This window comes from Synechococcus sp. A18-25c (assembly GCF_014280035.1).
In the GTDB taxonomy this organism is placed as follows: Bacteria; Cyanobacteriota; Cyanobacteriia; order PCC-6307; family Cyanobiaceae; genus Synechococcus_C.
On the sequence record NZ_CP047957.1, the window covers coordinates 427,638 to 449,085 of the forward strand.

Below are 21,448 nucleotides of genomic sequence, written 5' to 3' on the forward strand. Positions count from 1 at the left end.
CCTGTTCACCCCTCGTTGGAGCGGTCTTCGAACTGTTGGGGCCTGCGACCGGCCCGTCGACGCGGGGTTGCCCCCACAGGCAGCTGCTGCTGGGCGTCATCACCCAGCACTTCGCCTTTGAACACCCAAACCTTGATGCCCAGCACGCCGTAGGTCGTGCTGGCCACCTTGGTGGCGTAATCGATGTCGGCGCGAAGGGTGTGCAGAGGCACACGACCTTCTCGCGTCCATTCGGTTCGTGCGATCTCTGCACCGTTCAGACGTCCTGAGACCTGGATCTTCAGGCCGAGAACGCCGGCGCGCTGAGCGCGCTGAACGGCCATGCGGATGGTGCGACGGAAGGCGACGCGCTTCTCAAGCTGCTGAGCGATGTACTCAGCAAGCAGGAAGGCATCAGCGTCCACACGCTCCACCTCGACCACATTGATCCGCACCTGACGGTTGCGGTCGCCGACGGTCTTCTGAATGCCAGAGCGCAGCTCTTCGATGCCACTGCCCTGGCGGCCCACGAGGACGCCGGGACGTGCAGTCTTGAGCTCCACTTCAAGTTGATCGGCTTTCCGAGCAATCAGCACGTCGCTGATGCCGGCGGAGCCGTACTTCTTGTGGATGAACTTGCGGATCCGGTCATCCTCTTGGAGGAGGCTCGGATAGCTCTTGCTGGGTGCGTACCAGCGGGACCGGTGCTCCTGGGTAATCCCCAGGCGTAAGCCGGTTGGATGGATTTTGTGTCCCATCAGTCGGTGTGCTCGGGGGTCAGGAGTCGGTCTTGGCTGCCACAGCAATGCTGATGTGGCAGGTCTGCTTTTTGATCTGGTAAGCCCGGCCTTGGGCACGGGGCCGATAGCGCTTCATGGCAGGGCCCATGTCGGCGCTCGCTTCAGAGATCACCAGGGTGGAGGGATCAAGACCGAGGTTGTGCTCGGCATTGGCCACTGCAGAGCGCAGAACCTTGGTGATGGGACCAGTGGAGCGATAGGGCATGAACTCGAGCATGATCAGCGCGTCGCGATAGCTGCAACCGCGGATCTGATCGAGCACCCGCCGCACCTTGGACACGGAACCGCGGATGTAGCGGCCGTGGGCCTGGGCAGTGGTTGCCGTTGGGGATGACGTTGTCATGGTCTCAGCGGCCTCCTTTTTTGTCTTTGATGTGGCCCTTGAAGGTGCGGGTGGGCGCGAATTCGCCCAGTTTGTGACCCACCATCTGCTCGGTCACGAACACGGGCACGTGGGTGCGTCCGTTGTGAACGGCGATGGTGTGGCCGATCATCATCGGCAGGATCGTGGAGGCCCTGGACCACGTTTTGATCACCGACTTGTCGTCGGCTGCATTTTGCTTTTCAACCTTGCGAAGCAGGCTGTCAGCGATGAAAGGGCCTTTTTTAAGTGAACGTCCCATGGCGGATTAGGCGAACGGCAGAACAGTGATGAACATCAGGAGTCGCGTCCGCCTCTGCTCCGCTTGGACGTCTTGCGACGCTTCCGGAGGACGAACTTGTTGCTCGGCTTGTTGCGCTTGCGGGTCTTCAGACCCAAGGCAGGTTTGCCCCAGGGGGTCACCGGGCCAGATCGGCCGATGGGTGCCCGACCCTCACCACCACCATGGGGGTGATCGCAGGGGTTCATCACGCTGCCTCGCACCTGAGGACGGCGGCCGAGCCAACGACGTCGACCCGCTTTGCCCAGGCTGGTGTTGCGGATCTCTGAGTTGCCGACCTCGCCGAGCGTGGCGTAGCACTCACGACGAACGAGGCGTACCTCGGTTGAGGGCAGCTTGAGAGCGACGTAATCACCCTCTTTTGCCATCACCTGAGCGCTGGCGCCTGCCGTTCGCACCATTTGTCCACCGCGTCCGGCATACAGCTCGACGCAATGAACGCTGGAACCGAGAGGCACGGACGAGAGCGGCATTGCATTGCCAACTTCGATCGGTGCTTCAGGACCGGACACTACGGTTTGACCAACGGCCACTCCTGCAGGAGCAAGGATGTAGCGCTTCTCGCCATCGGCGTAGAAGAGCAGGGCCAGACGCGCATTGCGATGCGGGTCGTAGTGAATGGCTGCCACCTTGGCGGGGACGCCGTGCTTGTTGCGCCGGAAATCGACGATGCGGTATTGCCGCTTGTGACCGCCACCACGATGGCGGCAGGTGATCACGCCGCGGTTGTTACGCCCTTTGCGGCGGTGCTTGGCCACCACGAGGGAACGTTCCGGCTTGCGGCCGGTGACTTCACTGAAGTCGGTGACCACCCGGGTGCGGGTTCCGGGGGTGTAGGGGCGGAAGGTACGGATTGCCATGACGTTTCAGACCCCTCAGGACTCAGGGAAGAGTTGGATGGAGTTGCCCTCGGCTAGGCGCACCACGGCCTTCTTCACCTGAGCACGCTTGCCGGCGAAACGGCCGACCCGGCGACTGCGGCGGGGAGGATTCATGGTGCTAACGCCGATGACCTTGACGTCGAACAGCTGTTCGACAGCCGCTTTGATGTCAGGCTTGGCGGCCCGAGGGTCCACCTCGAACGTGTACTGGTTCTGTTCCAGTGCACGGGTGGCTTTTTCTGTGATCAGAGGCCTGCGGATCACATCCGCGAGGCGTGCGGTGAAGCGCTCAGTCATCTCCGTAAACCTCCTGGATGGTTGCAAGTGCCTCTTCGCCAAGCACCAGTGCGTTGGCGTGGAGCAGATCGAAGACGTTGAGCTGATCAGCAGCGATCAGTTTCACCTTCTCAAGGTTGCGCACAGAGCGGCGAACCGCTTCAGACGGTGATGTGAGAACGATCAGCACCTTGGCGTCAGCCGCAATGCCCAGGCGACCCAATGCGTCGAGGACTTCGCGAGTCTTGGGGGCTTCGAGGGACGTGCCGAAATCCTTCACCACGGTGACGTCATCCAGGCGAGCCATCAGCGCTGTGCGCAGGGCCAGACGACGCTCCTTGCGATTCATCGCAAGGTTGTAGCTGCGGGGTTTCGGACCGAACACGATGCCGCCACCGGGACGCAAGGGGGTGCGGATCGAACCCTGACGAGCGCGGCCGGTGCCCTTCTGCTTGTAGGGCTTGCGACCGCCACCGCGCACTTCCGAGCGGGTGAGGGTGCTGGCAGTGCCCTGACGGCTGTGAGCCTGCTGACGCAGAACAGCGCGATGCATCAGGTCGAGGGCGGTGGATTCTTTGGCCACCTTCAGGTCCAGGGAAGCTTTGCCCGCTTCCTTTCCCTGCCAATCACGAACAACACAATTGGCCATCACTTACCTCCTTTGGCGGGCTTGGCACCCACGCGATTGGCGGGACGGATGTTCAGCAGTGAGCCGGGCTTGCCGGGCACAGAGCCTTTGACCACGAGCAGATTGCGATCACTGTCCACTTTGAGGATGGTCAGAGCGCGTGTGGTGGTCTTCTTTCCGCCGTAGCGGCCTGCCATCCGCTTGCCGGGATAGATCCGTCCAGGCGTGGTGCCTGCACCGGTCGAACCAGGTTCGCGGTGGTTCTTTGAACCGTGCGTCATCGGGCCACGGCTGAAACCGTGGCGCTTCTGATAACCAGCGAAGCCTCGGCCCATGGTGTCGCCACTGACGTCAACCTTCTGGCCGGCTTCGAAATCACCAACGGTGATGGCGCCACCCAGCTCGAGACCACTCAGGTCGTCGACGCGGTACTCACGCAAATGACGGAGCACCCCATCACCTGACTTGGCGAGGTGACCCTTAGCGGGCTTGTTGACCAGCTTGTCGCGCGTTTCGCCAAAGCCGATCTGGACGGCCTCATAGCCGTCAGTTTCTGTTGTCTTGAGTTGGGTGATCCGGCAAGGGCCCGCCTCGATCAAGGTGACCGGGACGGCTTTGCCTTGCTCATCGAAGAACTGGGACATACCCAGCTTCTTCCCAAGGATGCCGATGGACATGGGAGGTAATGACGCCAGCGTGGACAACCTTCATTGCTGCGGCTGAACGCTGCAGAAATGACGGCCTGAAGGGCGCTGATCGATTGGACGCAGTCATGACCGAAATCGCAGAACGAAGCCGTTCTGGCGTTTCGGATTGGGGCTAGCGAGCGAATCAGCTGGCTGGGACTTGCCCGATCAGGAGGATCGGTAGTTTCCCGGCAGCGCATCGAACAAGTTCGTTGAGCTGCTCTGGCCTGTGGATCCGGCGCAATCGCCGGACCTGCTCGTCGTACTGGAGGCCCGGCTAGCGGACGGGCACAGATCGACAGAGCAAACAAAAACACTACACCACGGGGTTCCTGATTCCCTAGCCCTCGCTTCTACTGCCAGACTCCCCACCATCTGAATTAAATCCATGCCGTTGTTGCTTTCAGGTCGGGGCTTCCGCCGTGAACTGGAGTCGGCTGGAGTGATGGCGGTTCATGCCCCCCTTGAGGGCGGTGCGGAGACACGACTGCTGCGACGCCTTCGTGCCGCCGGTTATCGCACGCAGATCACCTCCGCTCGAGGCCTTGGTGATCCTGAGGTCTTCCTCCTCCAGAAGCACGGCATCCGACCGCCCCATCTTGGTCATCAGAGCGTTGGCCGAGGTGCCGCCGTCGGGGAAGTTCAAGAGGTGATCCCTCAGCTCGGCGAAGTGTTGCTCGGGGACAAGCCTGTAGTTCTCTGGTTGTTGGAGGGTCAGGTGCTGTCGCGTTCGGAGCTGCTGTCGCTGTGCGATCTCTGTCGCCGTGAGCCTCGTTTAAAGATTGTGGTGGAGATGGGTGGGGCCAGAAGTCTTCGTTGGCAACCTCTGAGTCAGCTTCTCGGGGTCTGACCCTCCTTTTCATTGACAACCAGCGGTACCTGCCTTTCTGGTGATGACGCTCTGGCGCAGGGGCGATGGGTCAAGTTGATTTGCGGCGCCAGCAATCAAGACCTGGCTTCCATTGCCGATCTCTGTGCCCTCTATGCCGTTGCAGGTGTCCACTGTGTAGATGTGGCGGCAGATGTTGCCGTGGTGCGAGCGGCGCGCCTCGGTCTCCAATGGGCTTTGGAGCGCACCGGCCACCGTCCATGGTTGATGGTCAGCGTCAGTGATGGTGCTGATGCCCATTTCCGTAAAGCTGCGTTTGACCCTTCTCTCTGTCCTTTGGATTGCCCGAGGCCCTGCGAGGCGGTGTGTCCTGCGGACGCCATTGATGCGAACACGGGAGTGGTTCGGAATCGTTGCTATGGCTGCGGGCGCTGTCTCCCCGCCTGCCCGCTCGGGCTGATCGGCACCTCGGATCATCGCGTCGGTCTTCAGGACCTTGGGTCCGTGTTGGAGCAGTTGCGTCCGGATGCCTTGGAGATCCACACCGCTCCTGGGCGTTTGGATGACTTTCAACGCACGGTGGATCAAGTCGTCGCTGCTTCGATTCCGTTGCGACGGCTCGCTGTGAGTTGTGGACTCGAGGGGCATGGCTTGAAACCCGACGACTTGATTCGAGAGCTTTGGGGGCGCCATCAGGTTCTGCGACGGTTGGCTTTGAAACCCCTCTGGCAACTGGATGGGCGCCCGATGAGCGGTGATGTCGGCCTCGGTACTGCGAGGGCTGCTCTGCGGCTTTGGCAACAGGTGCGCACCAGCGCGCCGCCAGGGCCTCTTCAGCTTGCGGGAGGAACCAATGCAGCCACACTCGCGTTGTTGGATGGTCTTGGCATTCCGCGCAGCCATGGTCCTGCCGGCATTGCTTTTGGTGGCCGGGCACGTGCACTGGTGCAGCCTCTTCTGCAGGAGGCAGAGGTGCGTCGATGCAGTCTCCGTGACTGGCCTGAGGGATGGTCCAAGGCTCTCAAGCTGGCCCGCAGCCTGGTGGATCCCTGGCTGGCCCGTGGCTTGACACCTCAGCAGCAGCCTGAGTCCTGCTAGAAGGCGGAGGTGATCCGATTTGCCATGGGCCTTCGACCATGAGCACCGAGCGAATTACCGATGACCTGAAGCGCCTGCTGGAGCTGTTGCCAGCCATGGTGCAGGACGCGCTTGAACCTGAGGAGCGGCGCGATCAGCTCCTCGAGGTGGTGCTGGATCTGGGCCGGGTTCCTGAGGCGCGTTATCCCGGACGCTCGATTGAGCTGGGCAGCCGTTGTCTTGAGCGTCAGGATCTGGAGGAGGTGGTGAATCGTGTCGGTCAGTTCGGTGCCGATAACCGTGCTGGCATTGAGAGAACCCTGCATCGCATCAGTGCGATGCGCAATCGCCGTGGTGAGGTGATCGGCCTCACCTGCAGGGTTGGTCGTGCTGTGTTCGGCACGGTTGCCATGGTCCGGGATCTGTTGGACACCGGACGTTCGCTTTTGCTGATGGGTCGCCCGGGGGTAGGCAAGACCACGGCATTACGCGAAATCGCAAGGGTGCTTGCGGATGACCTGCAGAAACGCGTGGTGGTGATCGACACCAGCAATGAGATCGCCGGCGATGGTGATATTCCGCATCCCGCCATCGGCCGCGCACGCCGGATGCAGGTGGCCAGACCCGAGCTTCAACATCAGGTGATGATCGAAGCGGTGGAAAACCACATGCCTGAGGTCATCGTCATTGATGAAATCGGCACGGAACTGGAAGCCCAAGCAGCCCGCACCATCGCTGAGCGCGGCGTGATGTTGGTGGCCACAGCCCATGGCAATGCGCTCGCCAATTTGATCAAGAACCCAACGCTTTGCGATTTGATCGGGGGAATTGAGTCCGTGACGCTTGGTGATGAGGAGGCCCGGCGCCGTCGGACTCAGAAGACTGTGCTTGAGCGAGCCGCAGAGCCGACCTTCCCTCTGGCGGTGGAGATGCACAGTCGTGACCGCTGGGCTGTGCATGAGGACGTGGGACGCACGGTGGATTTGCTGTTGCGTGGCCAGAATCCCAGGCCTCAGCAGCGTGAACTCCTTGAGAACGGCCAAGTGCGCTTGGTGGTGTCTGATCCGTCCGAGCTCCGGCCGCCGCAGCGCCGTCCAGCCCTCGCTGTGGTTCCAATGCCCGACCCCAGGCAAGGTCGCAACAGCACCGGTCGCGCAGGTGAATCGCCTGCAGTTGAAGGTGCCGCTCAGCCAACGGCCCGCGACGCTGTTGCGACTGAGCCCCCAACCAAGATGGCCGCTGACCTGCAGGTGCTCTGCTGTGGGCTCAGTCGACAGCGCCTCGAGGAAGCTGTGCGCTGCCATCGATGGCCCGTGCTGGCGGTGGACGATCTGGCCGATGCAGACGTGCTCCTCAGCGTCCGACAGGGGCTCGGTCGTCAGCCCGCCCTGCGGCGTCAGGCTCGAGAGGCCGGTGTGCCGATCTTGGTGATTAAGTCGGATTCGCTCGCCCAGGTGGAACGGGCTCTGGAGCGTTTGCTCAGTCGTCGGCTCAGCGCCACCTCCGATCAAGATCCTGCATCCGCAGCCGCCTCATCGGATCACGGTGATGCCTTGGCGGCGCTTGAGGAATGCCGTCTGGCGGTTGAGCAGATTGTGATGCCGGAGGGACGACCTGTGGAGTTGCTCCCACGCAGCGAAGCCGTCTTGCAGATGCAGGCAGACCTGGTGTCTCGCTACAGCTTGAGCAGTGATGTTTATGGTCCTTCGGATCAGCGCAGGCTCAGGGTTTTTCCCCCCTGACTCTTCCGTTGTTGGCTACTGCGGATTGACGAAGGTCACTCTGCTGTGGGTAACTATTTGAACCCCGGTTTTGCGCTCCGCAGGGAGCCGCAAATCTGGAATCAATGGGCCGTCGCCAAGTGGTAAGGCAGCGGGTTTTGGTCCCGCCATTCCTAGGTTCGAATCCTAGCGGCCCAGTTTTTTCTTTCTCACGGTGCTCTCTGCCGAACTCCTGGTCTTTGATTTTGACGGGGTGATTGTGGATGGCATGCAGGAATACTGGTGGAGTGCCAGGCGGGCGTTGTTGACGCTGCAGCCCCAAGCATCCCTCCAGGAGAGCATTCCTGAGTCGTTCCGCCAGCTCAGGCCCTGGATCCATCAGGGCTGGGAGATGGTGCTGATGGCTGCACTGATCTCGGAAGCGGATGGGCCCCTGCAGCAACGCGGTGTGATGGCGTTCGTGGGTGATTACAACCGACAGTGCAAAGCCGCACTTGCTCGATTCGGCTGGGAGCCTTCATTGCTGCAAACAACCCTGGAAGTTGTGCGCGCCAATGCGGTTCGGGCTGATCGCGACGGCTGGCTTGCTCTGCATCAGCCGTATCCCAATGTTCCCGAGCGTTTGAAGGCCCTGGCTGAAGAGGGCATTGCTTGGTCCGTGCTCACCACGAAGGGAAAGGCGTTCACCGCGGAGCTACTGGCCGGAATGGGGCTCGTGCCTGCCCGTCTCGATGGTCATGAGTCGGGCCCGAAGCCTCAGGTGCTGTTGCGCCTGGCTGAGGAGTGGCATCTGCGCGGATTTGTGGAAGATCGTCGTCCCACCCTGGAGACCGTCCGTGCCACCGAAGGTCTGGAGGCGCTTCCGTGCTGGCTTGTCAGCTGGGGTTATCTGCAACCCACCGATTCTCAACAGCTTCCCAACGGCATTCGCCTGCTGAGCCGAGATTGCTTCGCGTCCCCCTTGGCGGAATGGCACTGATTCGATAACGTACACCTGTACTACGTGAGACGGATGGCCTGATTCAGGGCACTGGATGGTTTGTCCGGTGTCTGATCTCACCGCGACGTCGGTTCCACCGCCGTCCTGATCAGCTGCTTGCGACGTCCTTCTGCTCTTTAACTGTCTAAGCCATGCCTGCCGACGTGAAAACCTCCCAATCCTCCGGCGGAGATGTCCGCCCGGGTGAGCGCGATAAAGCGCTCAACCTTGTGCTCGGTCAGATCGAACGCAACTTCGGCAAGGGCTCAATCATGCGCCTTGGAGATGCCTCCAGGATGCGGGTTGAAACCATCTCCACCGGTGCCCTCACGCTTGATCTTGCCTTGGGTGGTGGGTATCCCAAAGGCCGTGTGGTCGAGGTGTATGGCCCCGAGAGCTCCGGTAAAACGACGCTCACTCTTCATGCCATCGCTGAGGTGCAGCGCAGGGGTGGTGTTGCGGCCTTCGTCGACGCCGAGCATGCGCTCGATCCGGTTTATGCAGCGTCGCTCGGCGTTGATATTGAAAATCTGCTGGTCTCGCAGCCTGACACCGGCGAGATGGCTCTGGAGATCGTTGATCAGCTCGTGCGTTCTGCTGCCGTCGACATCGTGGTGGTTGACTCCGTTGCGGCTCTCACGCCCCGGGCCGAGATTGAAGGAGAAATGGGTGATCTGGCGGTGGGCAGTCAGGCCCGCCTGATGAGCCAGGCGATGCGGAAGATCACCGGCAACATCGGTAAATCCGGTTGCACCGTGATCTTCCTCAACCAGTTGCGCCTGAAGATCGGTGTGACCTACGGCAACCCAGAGACCACCACCGGTGGCAACGCGCTCAAGTTCTACGCCTCGGTACGTCTTGATATCCGCCGCATTCAGACGCTCAAGCGTGGAACAGAGGAATACGGCATCCGGGCCAAGGTGAAGGTGGCCAAAAACAAGGTGGCCCCGCCCTTCCGCATCGCAGAATTCGACATTCTCTTCGGCCGGGGGATCAGCACGCTTGGCTGTCTGCTCGACCTCGCTGAAGAAACCGGTGTCGTCACCCGTAAAGGCGCCTGGTACAGCTATGAAGGCGACAACATTGGTCAGGGTCGTGACAACACGATCGGCTGGCTGGAGCAAAACCCTGAGGCCAAGGAGGCCATTGAAGTGGTGGTGCGTCAGAAGTTGACGGAAGGCTCGGAAGTTACCTCCAACTCCATGCGACCACTGGCAGCGGCTGCGCGCTCTGCAGCATCCAAGCCTGCAGCCAAGTTAGACACTGCTCCGTCAGTCAAGGGTGCCGCCTAATCACCCTTGAAGGGACTCAGGGGAGCTGGTGGTTCGGCGGCTTCCCTGGAGATTGCTGGCAATGCGTTGAAGTTCCTGAATGGCTTCTGCGCCTTCGAATTTCACCAGCTCTCGTCCATTGCGTGATTCAACCCAGCTGATGCCGAAATCGGACACCAGGAATCGCACCATGTGTTGGTCGCCGAGCTCAGCCATGAACGAGGCGCCGCTCCCATTGCGGCCCTCACCGTCGTCGCAGACGTAACACGTTGCTGTGATTCCTTCTTTCTTCAGGCTGGAAGCCAAAGCCTGCAGGCTCATCACCAAGTCTTGAACGACCGAGCGGTACTGCTCGGATAGTCGGAGAAACACGGACAGCGGCCCCCAGAGCAAACAAACTCTAAAGGTTTTCTTTTGATTTTCAGCGTTCAGTGGTGTTTGTCCGCTTCAGGGCATGTCAGCCAAAGTCCACCAGCCTGCAGCAGGACCGATAAAGCGCACCACGATCCAAAGCACCACCAGTGCACCAATGCCGATCCAGGCGCCTCGTGTGGTGATGTCGACGAACTGAGCGCCCTGGGCGCGGGTGAGGGGTAGCCAGGCGATAAAACGTTCGGCCTCCTTTGGGTCTGGTTTGCGTTGCCGCGGGGGGAGTCCTTGGCTTGCACGACGGCGGGCTTCACCCATCACATGAGATCCATCTCAAGAGCAGCCTAGAAGTGATGCTTACTCCGGTCGCAATCTCTGCAACGGCTCCCAGGGTTCCATGGCACGCAAAACCTGTTCTCCCCAGCTGCGTCCACGAACACGTCCATCGAGCATGGCCAGCCGGCCACCGCTTTGCCGGAGCGGGGCAATGGCGGGTGTGAGTTTCGTCAAGGCTTCCGGGAGCAGCAGGGTCCTGAACCAGTCCTTGCCTTGACGCTTGAGCGACTCCACGCGAGCAGCTGTTAGTGGTTCTTCCAGGCTGGCAATCGGAAGCATCGCAGCGATCAGTTGATCCGGGGCCGGAAGTTGTTGCTGATGGTCGAGCCACCAACTCCAGCGGCAGCAGATCACCCCATTCACTTCGGGTGCGGTGCTTTCCAGAGTGACTCGACTGCCGAACTCCGCCGCAAGTTCACTGCAAAGGCGCTGGCGCATACCTGGCGGGTCGAGCAGCACAACAGTGACACCTGTGCGACCGAGGATTAAACGTCGACTTTGTTCCAGCAGGTGGCTGGAATAAATCTCTGTGTTGGGGAGTGGCTGACGTCTCGGCAAATAGAGCGGGATCGGTTCAGCTCGCGGGGCGTCGCGAAGATCGATGTGCAGTGCATCGTCAGACGTTTCAGTGGAGTCGCCATGGCGGCGACAGCCTCCGTCTCCATGCAGCAATGTCCAGGGATGCGTGTTGAACATCCGCTCGAGAGATTGCAGCGGTTCCAGGGGTTGAAGATGCCAGCTCCACTGCAGAGTTTTTGCATTCCAGCTGGCCCAGCTGGCGCAGGACGACTGGTCAAGTGCCATCAGGTCGCACCAGGGTGCGGGCGTGGAACCCAACAACTGCAGGAGATCCCGCACCAGCGTCAGAGCGCTCTCAGGCATGACGACATCACGGTCTGCACCTGTTCCGCAGGAGACCACCTGGCGGGTGAGACGTTCGTGCAGTTCCAATAAGCCTTCCCTTGCTGCGGGAAAGGCTGTGCGCAATTGTTCCCAGTGCATGGAGTCGATCTGCATGGCCATGGCCAGGCGAAGTCGCGACGCCAGGGTTTCTGCCGCCGGGATGACCAGATGGTCTTCGGGCCTCAGCCTGCCGGCGCCATGCAGATTGACCAGCTGCTGCGGGGTCACCAGCCAGAGCTGATCTCCTGGCGGGGGAGCATCGTCGGTCCAGCAACTCATTCGGATGCCGCTCTCCATCAGTCGAGGGCGTTCAACCTGAAGCAATCGCTGTTGTTGCAGGGTGTCCAGCACCAACACCGTGTGACGGCTTTGCAGGGCCAGGGGCACCATCAAGGCCAGCCACCAACGATCGTTGCTGCCAGCTGATAGTTGGATCCGGGTTCGATCCCCGCGGCGCAGGCTGCGTCCCACCAGGCGGCTGAGCGTCAGCTCGTGTTCCCAGTGCCCTTCGCTCCCCCTGAGGAGGTGCTTCAGCTGCTGATGGGCCTGAACTTCCAGCATGCGCGCCACCCTAAGAAGCGTTTACCTGCTGGTTGGTTCACGCTGAGCTGTTCCTTCACGGTTGACGGCCAAGCAACATGGATGGCTTGTGCAGGGTGGGCATGAACGACGGGCGGGTTCGATCACTGAACATCAGCCGTGTGGGTGTGGTCGGTCTTGGTTTGATCGGCGGTTCGATCGCCCTTGATTTGCGCGCTCTTGGTGTGCCTGTGCAGGGACTCGTTCATCGCGCCAGCACCGCCGAGAGGGCAATGGCAAGGGGTCTAGTTGATGCCGTCAGTTGCGATCCCGCCTGCCTACAAGGTTGTGATGTGGTGGTACTGGCGCTTCCCATGGAGGCTCTCTTGGACCCTCCGCAGTTGCTGGTGAAGGCGCTGCCGGACGCCGCCGCCGTGACCGATGTGGGGTCTGTGAAAGGCCCGGTGCTTCATGTCTGGAGAAATCGGCATCCCCGGTTTGTGGCGTCGCATCCGATGGCTGGAACCGCGGAGTCCGGTGTGGAATCCGGTTGCGCCGGGCTGTTTCGTGGACGTCCTTGGGTTGGAACCCCCGAGGCCGGCACGGATATGGATGCTGCGCAGCACATTCAGCGGCTGGCTGAGGCCCTTGGCGCGCATTGGATTCAGGCTGATCCGCTCATCCATGACCAGGCCGTTGCTCTGATTTCGCATCTGCCCGTGATGGTGAGTGCTGCTTTGTTGCGTGCTGTCGGCGAGGAACGAGACCCGCGCGTGCGGGAGCTCGCCAAGCAGTTGGCGTCCAGCGGCTTTGCGGACACCACCCGGGTGGGTGGCGGTAATCCCGCTCTGGGAACGGCCATGGCTTCACGCAACACTGACGCTTTGCTCAAGGCACTCGCGGCTTATCGCTGGAGTCTGGAACAGTTGGAGGAAGCGATCCTCAACGGTCACTGGGCCCAGTTGGAGCAGGAACTCCAGAACACGCGAGCATTGCGACCGCAGTTCCTGAACGGTCCGTCGCCGTCCTCTAGTGCGTCAGGCTGAGTTCCCGTCCGCGCGCTGCCATCATCTGCCGGCAGGCCATCAGTGCGGACAGGCTCACGCCCGCGGTCCCCTCGCCAGGGTGAATGGAATCTCCGCACAGCCAGAGATTGGCCACCGGTGTTCGGCTGGCCAGGCCAAAGGGGCCGAAACGGTCAGGACTTTGCCCAAGGCCACCCACGATGCCCTGCGGTCGACCGGTCCATCGGGCGAAGCCGCGGGGTGTGGCCAGTTCTTGATGCAGCCAGGCTTGATCGGGCAGATCAAGCGCTGCGTTGACCCCCTTTCGAATGGTGGCGAGCAGATTCTGTTTACGGCTCTGATAGGCCTCCTCGTCCATGGTGTGCCATCCCTGCGGGGAGGTAAACACGCTGGCGATCACGGTGGCTCGACCTGCTGGGGCTCGGCCGTCACCGTCATGGCTCACGGAAAGAAACAGAGAACCAGGTGAGGCTTGATCGCGCTGCAGATGGCCTGGACAGTTTGAAGGCAGGTGTCGACGCTCCAGTGCTCCGTAAAAAACAATGGCGCCACTGGGTGCGTCGAGAGTCTCCAGGTGGCGTCGGTAGGTTTCCGGCATCAGGCCGGGGTCAGGTAAGAGAGCCGGCAGGCTCTGGGGAGGCAGGCTGCAGATCACATCGCTGGCGTGGAGGCTTGGCTTGGATCCATCCGGCAGGTCCACATGGACACTCCATCCGGGACCCTCTGGATGGCGTCGTAATCCCGTGACTCGATGGCGCAGCAGCACCTTGCCACCGTCGCGTTCGATGGCGCTTTGGAGGCTTTCGCTGAGACTCTGCATGGAACCCTGCAGGTGCCAGAGTCCCAGTGGGGCCTGACACATCTGCAGCACCGTGGCGCCGTAGAGCGCTGCCGTGCGGTCACAGGGCTGCTGGGAATAAAGGCGCAGCTGCAGGTCGAGAAAGCGGCGCAGCCGTTGGTTCTCGCCGCAACCTGTTAATCGCAAGAGGTCGCCCACCGTTAGCAGGCCGAGAGGGGCGCTGATCAGATTCCCCAGCCGCAGCGCTGCGAGCGTTCGATTGAGATCCCAGCCGCTGCGTACGGGAAGCACAGGATCAGCGGCGGCGAACTGCCAGTTCTGCTGATGAATCCAGCTGCAAAGCTGCCAGAACCGTTCAGTGCCGGGGAACTGCGCTTCACGCTCCTGATGCCAGCGCTGAGGGTCGTGCCAGAGATGGATGGCCGCTGAGCCGTCGTTCAGGTCCACCACGCAACCTGGGTCGAGTCGCTTGGCTACTGGGGGGGTGATGTTCAGGTGGTGGAACAATCGAGCGTGGCTGCCACCCGGTTCCAGTCCGGCCACCTGCGTGGCGCCGACATCGAAGGTGTAGGGCCCCCGTCGGAAGGTGCCCGCACATCCACCCAGCTGATGGTGGGACTCCAGCAAGGTGACTCCGATCCCCTCATGGGCAAGAAGGGCTGCGGCCGTGAGGCCGGCAATCCCCCCGCCGATCACGATCACATCCTGGCTGGCGTCCATCCGCGGCAGCCTCCGTCATTGTTTTTGATCACGTCATGCTGGCAGCAGCGACCGATCAGCGTGGATGCGGGACGAGCTGGAGCAGGCCCTCATGGCGGCAGGCGATCTGCTGGCCGGTCGGCAGATCATGGATCTCAGTCCTGTGGGTGGTGGAAGTGTCGGCACCAGTTGGCGCGTGATGCTCAGTGATGGCGAGGCACTGTTCGTCAAGCTGGCGCGGCCAGACCAGCTGATTGCTGAGCAGTCGGGATTGGCGGCGTTGCGGCAATGGGCCGATCCCAAGTTGATTGAAGTTCCTCAAGTGCTTGCTTGTCTGCGCTTGGGTTCACGCTCCGCCCTCGTGATGGCCTGGTGGCCTTCAGGGCGCGGTGATCAGTTTCAGCTTGGTCGTGGCTTGGCTCGACTGCATCGCAGATCAGCCCAATCGAATCCCCGTCGCTTCGGCTGGGCTCAGGACGGTTTCATTGGCCTTGGGCCTCAACCGGGTGGCTGGTGTGAGTCCTGGGGAGAGGCCTTCACACAATTGCGTCTGCGCCCTCAGTTGGAATTGGCGCGTGATTGGGGTCTCGTTGAAACGGATTGGGAGTCGTTGCTTTCACCTGTGATGGATTGGTTGAACCGGCATGCGCCACAACCGTGCCTAGTGCATGGAGACCTCTGGGCCGGCAATGCAGCAGTCCTTGAAGACGGCCGTGGACTCTTGATTGATCCAGCAAGTTGGTGGGCCGACCGTGAGGTCGATCTGGCCATGACACAACTGTTTGGTGGATTCACTCGTCGGTTTTGGGAGGGATATCAGCAGGAATGGCCTCTGGATGACGGGGCTGAGCAGCGGATTGAGGTGTTGAACCTCTACCACGTGCTGAATCACGCCAATCTGTTTGGTGGCGGGTACCAACAACAAAGCCGCAACATCCTCAAGGAGTTGCGGCGTGATTGGCTCTGAGCGAACGCGATGCGTTCTCATCAGCGCAGGGATTCAGCCCAGATACTCTTGACGCAGGGATTGGATCCGGGTGACCAGAGCACTGCGCTTGTCGCTTGTGGTGAGGTTTTTCCAGCTCCACTGACCGACGACCACCACGCCGAGCAGCTCGAGTAGGCCGGGCACAACCGGAAGCAAATTGATGGTGTCAAGAATGCCTTTGATCAGGATCTGAGCAACGATCACCGCGGCAAAAATCCCGACAACTTTGCCGATGCGTCCAGCTTGACTCCAGTCGACTTTGTCAAGGGTTTCATTCACCTTGCCGAGAATGTCTTTGTAGCGTTCAGCAAAATCGACGGTGTCAGTGCTACCGGTGGTCTCGGTCGCCTGAGTGGTGGTTTCGTCGCTCATGACGCCTTGGCATGGATTTAATACTCCGAGACAATATCGGCAAGCTCAGTCGAATGCCATGGCAGCTCTGCATCGATGTGGAGTGTCTGATGATTCTCAGGTCTTCTCTTGAGGCCGTAGCACCCGAGGAAGGTTGCGCCCTCCTGATCGGCGAGTCGTCTTCAGAGTGGTCGGTTCGTCAGGTGTGGCCTTGTTGCAACGTGTGGATCCCTGGGCTTTTTGGCTTTTCGGAACTGGACTGCAACGGTGCTGCCGATTCCCAAGCGGTGCCATCACGATGCTCGCGATTTGCGCTCGATCCACGTGAGCAAATCGCAGCACAACGCTGGGCAAGAGCCCGTGGTTGGCAGGTGCTGGGCAGTGCGCATTCCCATCCAGGCGGTGAGCCGGTGCCCAGTGCCGTCGATCGTCGATGGGCTGCTGCCGCTGGTGTGATGCTGATCGATGCCGGCAGGGGCGGTCTCGCGGCATGGTGGCTCCAGGGACCTTCACCGGATGCTGTGCACGCACTGCCGCTGGTGACCTGCCAGACCATCCCCGCTCAGCCCAATTCCTCTTGCCTTGGTGATGACGGAACCTCAAGTCCAAGTCGATCTCAGCTCAGATGAGCGGGGGCGGTATGCCAGGCACCTCACCTTGCCGGAATTGGGTGTTGAGGGTCAGAAACGATTGAAAGCTGCATCGGTGCTCTGTGTCGGCGCCGGTGGACTTGGCTCTCCACTGCTTCTGTATCTCGCGGCAGCGGGCATCGGCAGGATCGCCATCGTCGATGACGACTGTGTGGAGGTGTCCAATCTGCAACGTCAGGTGATTCATGGTGAGGGAACGGTTGGTCAGTCGAAAGCACAATCGGCCAGTCAGCGGTTGCTTGATCTCAACCCTCATTGCCGGGTGGTCGAGCATCGCTGCCGGATCACCGCCATGAATGCCCTGGATCTGATCACGGACCATGACTTGGTGGTCGATGGTTCCGACAACTTCCCTACGCGTTACTTGATTAGCGATGCCTGCGCTCTGCTGAACAAACCATGGGTCTATGGCTCGGTGCAACGCTTCGAAGGGCAGGTGAGCGTGTTCAACCTTGGACCCGCGTCACCTGACTATCGCGATCTGGTGCCCGAACCACCTCCACCGGGTCTCGTCCCCTCTTGCGCTGATGGTGGTGTGATGGGCGTGATGCCTGGGCTGATCGGCCTGATTCAGGCCACTGAAGTGATCAAGGTTCTTGCCGAGATCGGTGACCCTTTGGATGGACGTCTTCTGTTAGTGGATGGCTTGTCGATGCGCTTCCGGGAGCTTCGGCTCCAGCGCCGACCGGCCCGGTCACCGATCACCGGCCTGGTTGACTATCAAGCGTTCTGCAATGCCGCTGGGACCAAGCGCGGCAAGGAGTCGACAGCGGTGAACAGCATTTCCGTGCGCGAGCTCAGTGCCCTGATGGCCCAGAGTTCCGAGTGGGTTTTGATCGATGTTCGCAATCCCGCTGAAGCCGATGTGGCGGTGATCGAAGGTGCGCACTTGGTGCCCCTCGCCAGGATTGAAAGCGGTGAAGGTGTGGAGACTGTGCGCAGCCTTGCCGGCACAAGAGCGATCTATGTGCACTGCAAATTGGGTGGCCGTTCAGCCCGTGCGGTGGAGTTGCTGGCGCAACAAGGGATTGACGCCATCAATGTGACCGGAGGCATCAATGCCTGGTCCCAGGAGGTGGATGCCAGCGTTCCGGTTTACTAAGGGCCTTCGCAGCCTGCCGTCAGTAGTCCACACCACGCTTCAGATCCACCCCCTGTTCGGCGTAGTGCTTGTGGCAGACCATTTCGGAATGGACGCTGGCTAAATCGAAATAGGCCGGGGGATGTTTGCAGCGGCCCGTGATGATTACTTCAGTTTCAGCTGGCTTGCGAACCAGGGATTGGACGATCGGCTCCACTGGTAGCAACTCCAGATCCACGGTGGGATTGAGTTCATCGAGGATTACGGTCTTGTAGAGGCCGCTGGCGATGGCCGCCCGGGCAATCTCCCAGGCCCGTTCAGCCTCCACGTAGTCAATCGGCTCTTGCTGGCCTCTCCACACGATTGCGTCACGCCCCGAGCGCAGATGGTCGACGAGATGCGGGTAGCTCTCACGAAGGGCAGCGATTGCAGCATCCTCGGTGTAGCCGCTCCCCCCTTTCAGCCACTGCAGGATCAACACGCGGTGGCTTTTGTCCTGACTGATGCCGCGACCGATGGCTTGCAGTGCTTTGCCGAGGGCGCTGGTGGATTTGCCTTTGCCTTCTCCGGTGTAGATCTCGATTGCACCAGGAGAGGTGAAAGGAAGGAAGGTGTCGTCAGCAGGTTCAATTCTGCGATGGGCGCGCATCTCTGAGTGAAGATCGGCGATCTGAATCAAGGGCTGTGGTGCAGCCCGCCCCGTCACGATGATCTCCATGCCTTCCGGGCGCGCAGAGAGGGTCTTCACCACATCGTCAACATCCAGCAGTCCCAGATCGAGCAAGGGGTTGAGCTCGTCGAGAACCACGACCGAGTACAGCGCGCTGGCGATGGCTCCACGGGCGATATCCCAACCGCGTTGCGCTTCTTGTTGGTCGAACCTTGTGGCTTCCTCTGCATTGAAGTAATCGGCCCGGCCCGTGCGCACCTGGTCGATCAGGTGCGGGAAGCCTTGCTGGAGCGCCTCGATGGCCGCGTCTTCGTCGTATGCGCGCCCCGGTCCTTTGAGGAACCGCAGCAGCAGCACGCGCGTACGCCGCTGCTCGCAGATGCCAAGACCGATCGTTCGCAACACCACGCCAAGTGCCGCTTGACTTTTGCCCTTGCCTTCTCCGTCGTAGACATGCAGCTGACCGAGGCTGCGCTCTCGGCTGTCGGCAGCGGTGACGATGCCAATGTCTCGCTTGCTGCGATGTCGTGATCCGCTCGAACTGCCGGATGACCGGGTTGCGTCCATCGTCAGGACCTGGATGGCGCTTCGTACGATCGGAGCATACCCAGATTCCCGCGTTCAGCAGTGGCTTTACAGACTTTTCGCCTGCTGGAACGCCTGTCATCTGAGGATGCTCAGCAGCTCGGGGATTTGCGGACATGGATCCACGACTGTGACCAGGTCTGCGTGGCTTATTCCGGTGGCGTTGACAGCACCCTGGTTGCCGCCATTGCTAAGGAGCAGCTGGATGAGCGCGCTTGGGCGATCACGGGTGTTTCCCCCGCTTTGGCACCTCACCTGCTCGCTGAAGCCCGTCAGCAGGCGGATTGGTTAGAGATGCAGCATCGCGAGGTGGAAACTCGTGAATTAGAGGATCCTGCCTACAACAGCAATCCCACGGATCGCTGTTACGCCTGCAAACGGGAGTTGCACAGTCAGCTCGGGCCGATTGCGCAGGCAGCGCAGGGAGCTCAGGTCCTGGATGGGGTCAATCTGGATGATCTTAGTGACCACCGTCCTGGTATTCAGGCTGCTCGGGATGCCGGTGTGCGCTCTCCTCTTGCGGAGTTGAAGATCGACAAGGCTGGAGTGCGTCGTCTCTCAAAGGCACTCGGTTTTCCGTGGTGGGACAAGCCAGCTCAGCCTTGTCTTGCCTCGCGTTTTCCCTATGGCGAGGCGATCAGCCACAGCCGTTTGCAGCAGGTGGGCCAGGCCGAGGCCTGGTTGATTCAACAGGGTTTCCCACGGGTGAGAGTGCGCTCACAGGGACTGTCGGCCCGGATTGAAGTGCCCCAAGAGCGACTGCCAGAACTGTTGGATCCCGCTCTACGCACCGCGGTGGTTGAGGCGCTGATGCAGCTTGGTTTCACTAGCGTCAGCCTGGATCTCGAAGGATTGGTGAGCGGCAAGCTCAACAGAATTTGAGGAGCCAAGACTTGCTCAGCCGCGCTCTGGGCAAGGTGTGCGTTCAGCCTCCGCAATGGCTGCAGGGGTCTCCCGCAGAAAACTACGGAGCGCATGCTTGCGGGCGCCCAATTCGATTCTCAGGTGTTCACAAGCTGATTCCGGCATGGTGTGGTCTCCGCAAGTGAAAACATCAACTGCGGCGTAGCCGTTTTCGGGCCAGGTGTGGATCGAGATGTGTGATTCCGCCAGCAAGGCCAGACCGGTGACCCCTTGGGGCTCAAAACGGTGGGTGATGAGGTTGAGAAGCGTTGCACCAGCACGTTTCGCTGCTGTTGTGATGGTGGTTCTCAAAAAAGCTTCGTCGTCGAGCTTGCTGTGATCGCATTCGTAAAGCTCGAGAATGCAGTGCTTGCCCACCATGTCGGTGGCACTGGTGTTGGCAGGGCTGGAACTGGAAACGGGATTGATCTGGGCGTCGCCCCATCCTGGGTTGGGATGCAGGCAAGGCAGGGATTGCTCCATCAGTGGACGCTACAAAGGGTTGCTGAATTTAGCTTTTTCTCATCCCGTTCCTCAAGTGATCGGCCTTGAGAATCTGGGAGTGTTGACGCCAGCCTCCTTCGAATGCGTCCAGGTGGGTTGCACTCACAAGGCACTGATGGGTATCCCCAACGGCTTCCAGCAGGGCAAGCTGCCGGCGTGGATCCAGTTCGGCCAGCACGTCATCTAGCAGCAGCAGTGGAGGGTGTCCGCATAATTCACCCACCAGTTCCAGCTCTGCCAGCTTGAGGGCCAGCACGATCGTTCTCTGCTGACCGGCAGAACCAAAGCGGCGCGCAGCCGTGCCGTTCAGCACTAGTTCCACTTCATCGCGGTGGGGGCCCACCCTGCAGCTGCCGAGTCGTTCTTCTTCCGGGCGCTGTTGTCGTAACTGCTCTTCGATTGAGAGACGCCAGGGTTCTTCCGCCTCTTCACCGTCCAAGCGGCTGCCTGGCGCATAGCGGAGCTCCAGCTGCTCCTGCCCTTCGCTGAGGCGATCCTGCCAGGCTGCTGCCAGGGGTTCAAGCCTGGCCAATGCGCGGCGCCGGCGCCGGTGGATGCGCGTGCAGACCAACGCCATTTGGGTGTCGAAGCTGTCCAGCAAGACCTGCTGTTCCGATGAGGATCCGAGCCCACCGCGGCGCCAGAACTGACTGCGTTGACGCAGGAGCCGGTTGTAGCGACCGATCAGATCGGCATAAATCGGCTCCAGCTGCAGCACCACTCGGTCCAACCATTGCCGTCTGAGGGCGGGTTCGCCTCGTACCAGATGCAGATCGAGGGCACTGAATCCCACACAGCGCAGCGGACCCACCAGGTCCATCTGGCGCTGCAGAACCTTGCCGTTGCGTTTGGCCTGGCGGCCGCCTTTCCGCCTGAGTTCCAGTTCCACCTGCTCATCGTCAGGACAGGTGGCCTTCAGCAGGGCACGCGAGGCATCCCAGTGGATCAGATCGGCGTCCTGACTGGAGCGATGGGAGCGAAGACTTCCGAGCAGTTCTACGGATTCGAGCAGGTTGGATTTCCCGATGCCGTTGCTACCGATCACAAGCAAACGCGGAGCATCAATCTCCAGCTGCAGTTGGCAGTGGTTGCGGAACGCCTGCAGTTCGAGCCGGAGAAGCCGAATGAGTCCGGTTGCGGCGTGTCGCTAAGGTAACTGTCTCGCGGTTGATCTCACAGCCAAGCGGGGGCATGTAGCTCAGTTGGATAGAGCATCAGATTCCGGTTCTGAGGGTCGGGGGTTCGAGTCCCTCCATGCTCGTGTTCAGACAGGTTGT

General features: G+C 60.9%; 25 protein-coding genes and 2 tRNA genes. 12 read left to right on the forward strand and 15 right to left on the reverse strand.

The annotated features are described in order from the left end of the window. Positions 1–5: 5 nt before the first annotated feature. From rpsC to rplC, 7 genes are read right to left on the reverse strand one after another with little or no spacing between them, the layout of a single operon-like run. Positions 6–737, reverse strand: a complete 732-nt coding sequence (gene rpsC / locus SynA1825c_RS02105; RefSeq protein ID WP_186470081.1) for a 30S ribosomal protein S3 — start codon at positions 735–737, stop codon at positions 6–8. A 19-nt stretch (positions 738–756) separates the two neighbouring features. After that, entirely contained in the window at positions 757–1,122 is a 366-nt protein-coding gene (gene rplV, locus SynA1825c_RS02110) for a 50S ribosomal protein L22 (RefSeq protein WP_186470082.1), read from the reverse strand. 4 nt (positions 1,123–1,126) lie between these two features. Then, the gene (gene rpsS, locus SynA1825c_RS02115; protein ID WP_006854824.1) at positions 1,127–1,402 is read right to left on the reverse strand and encodes a 30S ribosomal protein S19; all 276 of its coding nucleotides are present in this window, start codon (positions 1,400–1,402) and stop codon (positions 1,127–1,129) included. A gap of 35 nt (positions 1,403–1,437) precedes the next feature. Next, a complete protein-coding gene (rplB, locus tag SynA1825c_RS02120; protein WP_186470083.1) occupies positions 1,438–2,301 on the reverse strand; it encodes a 50S ribosomal protein L2 in 864 nt (287 codons plus the stop codon). 15 nt (positions 2,302–2,316) lie between these two features. Further along, positions 2,317–2,619, reverse strand: a complete 303-nt coding sequence (locus SynA1825c_RS02125) for a 50S ribosomal protein L23 (protein ID WP_186470084.1) — start codon at positions 2,617–2,619, stop codon at positions 2,317–2,319. Beyond that, positions 2,612–3,247, reverse strand: a complete 636-nt coding sequence (gene rplD / locus SynA1825c_RS02130; RefSeq protein WP_186470085.1) for a 50S ribosomal protein L4 — start codon at positions 3,245–3,247, stop codon at positions 2,612–2,614. The genes SynA1825c_RS02125 and rplD overlap by 8 nt, the downstream gene beginning before the upstream one ends. Beyond that, positions 3,247–3,903 (reverse strand): 50S ribosomal protein L3, encoded by a 657-nt coding sequence (rplC, locus tag SynA1825c_RS02135; protein WP_186470086.1) that lies wholly within the window; start codon positions 3,901–3,903, stop codon positions 3,247–3,249. The genes rplD and rplC overlap by 1 nt, the downstream gene beginning before the upstream one ends. A 397-nt stretch (positions 3,904–4,300) precedes the next feature. On the opposite strand from rplC, the gene SynA1825c_RS02140 reads away from it, so the two are divergent. From SynA1825c_RS02140 to recA, 6 genes are all read left to right on the forward strand, one after another. Then, complete coding sequence (locus SynA1825c_RS02140) at positions 4,301–4,762, forward strand: NAD(P)H-quinone oxidoreductase subunit N (RefSeq protein ID WP_186470087.1); 462 nt, start codon at positions 4,301–4,303, stop codon at positions 4,760–4,762. Positions 4,763–4,774: 12 nt separating this feature from the next. Continuing rightward, positions 4,775–5,839, forward strand: coding sequence for an LdpA C-terminal domain-containing domain (locus SynA1825c_RS02145; protein WP_255477024.1), 1,065 nt, complete (start codon positions 4,775–4,777; stop codon positions 5,837–5,839). A gap of 38 nt (positions 5,840–5,877) precedes the next feature. Next, positions 5,878–7,560, forward strand: coding sequence for an AAA family ATPase (locus SynA1825c_RS02150; protein ID WP_186470088.1), 1,683 nt, complete (start codon positions 5,878–5,880; stop codon positions 7,558–7,560). A gap of 105 nt (positions 7,561–7,665) precedes the next feature. After that, positions 7,666–7,737, forward strand: a tRNA-Gln gene (locus SynA1825c_RS02155). 16 nt (positions 7,738–7,753) lie between these two features. Then, positions 7,754–8,518, forward strand: a complete 765-nt coding sequence (locus SynA1825c_RS02160; RefSeq protein WP_186470089.1) for an HAD family hydrolase — start codon at positions 7,754–7,756, stop codon at positions 8,516–8,518. Between the two features lie 152 nt (positions 8,519–8,670). Beyond that, positions 8,671–9,810 (forward strand): recombinase RecA, encoded by a 1,140-nt coding sequence (gene recA, locus SynA1825c_RS02165; RefSeq protein WP_186470090.1) that lies wholly within the window; start codon positions 8,671–8,673, stop codon positions 9,808–9,810. Here recA and SynA1825c_RS02170 read toward each other — a convergent pair whose 3' ends face one another. The 3 genes from SynA1825c_RS02170 to SynA1825c_RS02180 form a co-directional block, all read right to left on the reverse strand. Next, positions 9,811–10,161, reverse strand: a complete 351-nt coding sequence (locus SynA1825c_RS02170) for a DUF1815 family protein (RefSeq protein WP_186470957.1) — start codon at positions 10,159–10,161, stop codon at positions 9,811–9,813. It lies immediately after the preceding gene. 75 nt (positions 10,162–10,236) lie between these two features. Continuing rightward, complete coding sequence (locus SynA1825c_RS02175) at positions 10,237–10,476, reverse strand: DUF2839 domain-containing protein (protein WP_186470091.1); 240 nt, start codon at positions 10,474–10,476, stop codon at positions 10,237–10,239. A gap of 39 nt (positions 10,477–10,515) precedes the next feature. Continuing rightward, positions 10,516–11,958, reverse strand: coding sequence for a helicase (locus tag SynA1825c_RS02180; protein WP_186470092.1), 1,443 nt, complete (start codon positions 11,956–11,958; stop codon positions 10,516–10,518). Positions 11,959–12,059: 101 nt separating this feature from the next. Here SynA1825c_RS02180 and SynA1825c_RS02185 point away from each other — a divergent pair, with 101 nt between their 5' ends. Continuing rightward, positions 12,060–12,962, forward strand: a complete 903-nt coding sequence (locus SynA1825c_RS02185) for a prephenate/arogenate dehydrogenase (protein WP_186470093.1) — start codon at positions 12,060–12,062, stop codon at positions 12,960–12,962. Here the strand turns inward: SynA1825c_RS02185 and crtD are convergent. Further along, the gene (crtD, locus tag SynA1825c_RS02190; protein WP_186470094.1) at positions 12,946–14,460 is read right to left on the reverse strand and encodes a C-3',4' desaturase CrtD; all 1,515 of its coding nucleotides are present in this window, start codon (positions 14,458–14,460) and stop codon (positions 12,946–12,948) included. The genes SynA1825c_RS02185 and crtD overlap by 17 nt on opposite strands. A 64-nt stretch (positions 14,461–14,524) precedes the next feature. Between crtD and SynA1825c_RS02195 the strand changes: the two genes are divergently transcribed. Next, entirely contained in the window at positions 14,525–15,406 is an 882-nt protein-coding gene (locus tag SynA1825c_RS02195) for a fructosamine kinase family protein (RefSeq protein WP_186470095.1), read from the forward strand. 33 nt (positions 15,407–15,439) lie between these two features. On the opposite strand, the gene SynA1825c_RS02200 is transcribed toward SynA1825c_RS02195, so the two are convergent. Beyond that, the gene (locus SynA1825c_RS02200; protein ID WP_186470096.1) at positions 15,440–15,799 is read right to left on the reverse strand and encodes a CAAD domain-containing protein; all 360 of its coding nucleotides are present in this window, start codon (positions 15,797–15,799) and stop codon (positions 15,440–15,442) included. A gap of 11 nt (positions 15,800–15,810) precedes the next feature. Here SynA1825c_RS02200 and SynA1825c_RS02205 point away from each other — a divergent pair, with 11 nt between their 5' ends. Further along, positions 15,811–16,407 carry a M67 family metallopeptidase gene (locus SynA1825c_RS02205; RefSeq protein WP_255477026.1) on the forward strand — a complete coding sequence of 199 codons (597 nt, stop codon included), beginning with the start codon at positions 15,811–15,813 and terminating at the stop codon, positions 16,405–16,407. After that, on the forward strand, positions 16,367–17,530 hold the full coding sequence (gene moeB / locus SynA1825c_RS02210) for a molybdopterin-synthase adenylyltransferase MoeB (protein WP_186470097.1): 1,164 nt from the start codon (positions 16,367–16,369) through the stop codon (positions 17,528–17,530). Before SynA1825c_RS02205 ends, moeB begins: the two co-directional genes overlap by 41 nt. A gap of 19 nt (positions 17,531–17,549) precedes the next feature. Here moeB and SynA1825c_RS02215 read toward each other — a convergent pair whose 3' ends face one another. Continuing rightward, on the reverse strand, positions 17,550–18,746 hold the full coding sequence (locus SynA1825c_RS02215) for a cob(I)yrinic acid a,c-diamide adenosyltransferase (RefSeq protein WP_186470098.1): 1,197 nt from the start codon (positions 18,744–18,746) through the stop codon (positions 17,550–17,552). Positions 18,747–18,806: 60 nt separating this feature from the next. Here SynA1825c_RS02215 and larE point away from each other — a divergent pair, with 60 nt between their 5' ends. After that, entirely contained in the window at positions 18,807–19,646 is an 840-nt protein-coding gene (gene larE, locus SynA1825c_RS02220; protein WP_186470099.1) for an ATP-dependent sacrificial sulfur transferase LarE, read from the forward strand. A gap of 15 nt (positions 19,647–19,661) precedes the next feature. Here larE and speD read toward each other — a convergent pair whose 3' ends face one another. Then, a complete protein-coding gene (speD, locus tag SynA1825c_RS02225; protein WP_186470100.1) occupies positions 19,662–20,150 on the reverse strand; it encodes an adenosylmethionine decarboxylase in 489 nt (162 codons plus the stop codon). A gap of 28 nt (positions 20,151–20,178) precedes the next feature. Beyond that, entirely contained in the window at positions 20,179–21,276 is a 1,098-nt protein-coding gene (recF, locus tag SynA1825c_RS02230) for a DNA replication/repair protein RecF (RefSeq protein ID WP_255478480.1), read from the reverse strand. Positions 21,277–21,358: 82 nt separating this feature from the next. On the opposite strand from recF, the gene SynA1825c_RS02235 reads away from it, so the two are divergent. Further along, positions 21,359–21,432 (forward strand) — tRNA-Arg (locus tag SynA1825c_RS02235). The last annotated feature ends 16 nt before the right edge of the window (positions 21,433–21,448 follow it).

Excerpts from the sequence above, each read along its gene's own strand:
- SynA1825c_RS02180 (WP_186470092.1), bottom strand. The coding sequence starts at position 11,958 with ATGCTGGAAGTTCAGGCCCATCAGCAGCTGAAGCACCTCCTCAGGGGG.
- SynA1825c_RS02140 (WP_186470087.1), top strand. The coding sequence starts at position 4,301 with ATGCCGTTGTTGCTTTCAGGTCGGGGCTTCCGCCGTGAACTGGAGTCG.
- rplC (WP_186470086.1), bottom strand. The coding sequence starts at position 3,903 with ATGTCCATCGGCATCCTTGGGAAGAAGCTGGGTATGTCCCAGTTCTTC.
- SynA1825c_RS02175 (WP_186470091.1), bottom strand. The coding sequence starts at position 10,476 with ATGGGTGAAGCCCGCCGTCGTGCAAGCCAAGGACTCCCCCCGCGGCAA.
- rplB (WP_186470083.1), bottom strand. The coding sequence starts at position 2,301 with ATGGCAATCCGTACCTTCCGCCCCTACACCCCCGGAACCCGCACCCGG.
- SynA1825c_RS02205 (WP_255477026.1), top strand. The coding sequence starts at position 15,811 with ATGGATTTAATACTCCGAGACAATATCGGCAAGCTCAGTCGAATGCCA.
- SynA1825c_RS02125 (WP_186470084.1), bottom strand. The coding sequence starts at position 2,619 with ATGACTGAGCGCTTCACCGCACGCCTCGCGGATGTGATCCGCAGGCCT.
- SynA1825c_RS02150 (WP_186470088.1), top strand. The coding sequence starts at position 5,878 with ATGAGCACCGAGCGAATTACCGATGACCTGAAGCGCCTGCTGGAGCTG.
- SynA1825c_RS02185 (WP_186470093.1), top strand. The coding sequence starts at position 12,060 with ATGAACGACGGGCGGGTTCGATCACTGAACATCAGCCGTGTGGGTGTG.
- recA (WP_186470090.1), top strand. The coding sequence starts at position 8,671 with ATGCCTGCCGACGTGAAAACCTCCCAATCCTCCGGCGGAGATGTCCGC.
- SynA1825c_RS02200 (WP_186470096.1), bottom strand. The coding sequence starts at position 15,799 with ATGAGCGACGAAACCACCACTCAGGCGACCGAGACCACCGGTAGCACT.
- crtD (WP_186470094.1), bottom strand. The coding sequence starts at position 14,460 with ATGGACGCCAGCCAGGATGTGATCGTGATCGGCGGGGGGATTGCCGGC.
- rplD (WP_186470085.1), bottom strand. The coding sequence starts at position 3,247 with ATGGCCAATTGTGTTGTTCGTGATTGGCAGGGAAAGGAAGCGGGCAAA.
- moeB (WP_186470097.1), top strand. The coding sequence starts at position 16,367 with ATGACGGAACCTCAAGTCCAAGTCGATCTCAGCTCAGATGAGCGGGGG.
- rpsC (WP_186470081.1), bottom strand. The coding sequence starts at position 737 with ATGGGACACAAAATCCATCCAACCGGCTTACGCCTGGGGATTACCCAG.
- rplV (WP_186470082.1), bottom strand. The coding sequence starts at position 1,122 with ATGACAACGTCATCCCCAACGGCAACCACTGCCCAGGCCCACGGCCGC.
- speD (WP_186470100.1), bottom strand. The coding sequence starts at position 20,150 with ATGGAGCAATCCCTGCCTTGCCTGCATCCCAACCCAGGATGGGGCGAC.
- rpsS (WP_006854824.1), bottom strand. The coding sequence starts at position 1,402 with ATGGGACGTTCACTTAAAAAAGGCCCTTTCATCGCTGACAGCCTGCTT.
- SynA1825c_RS02195 (WP_186470095.1), top strand. The coding sequence starts at position 14,525 with ATGCGGGACGAGCTGGAGCAGGCCCTCATGGCGGCAGGCGATCTGCTG.
- SynA1825c_RS02215 (WP_186470098.1), bottom strand. The coding sequence starts at position 18,746 with ATGGACGCAACCCGGTCATCCGGCAGTTCGAGCGGATCACGACATCGC.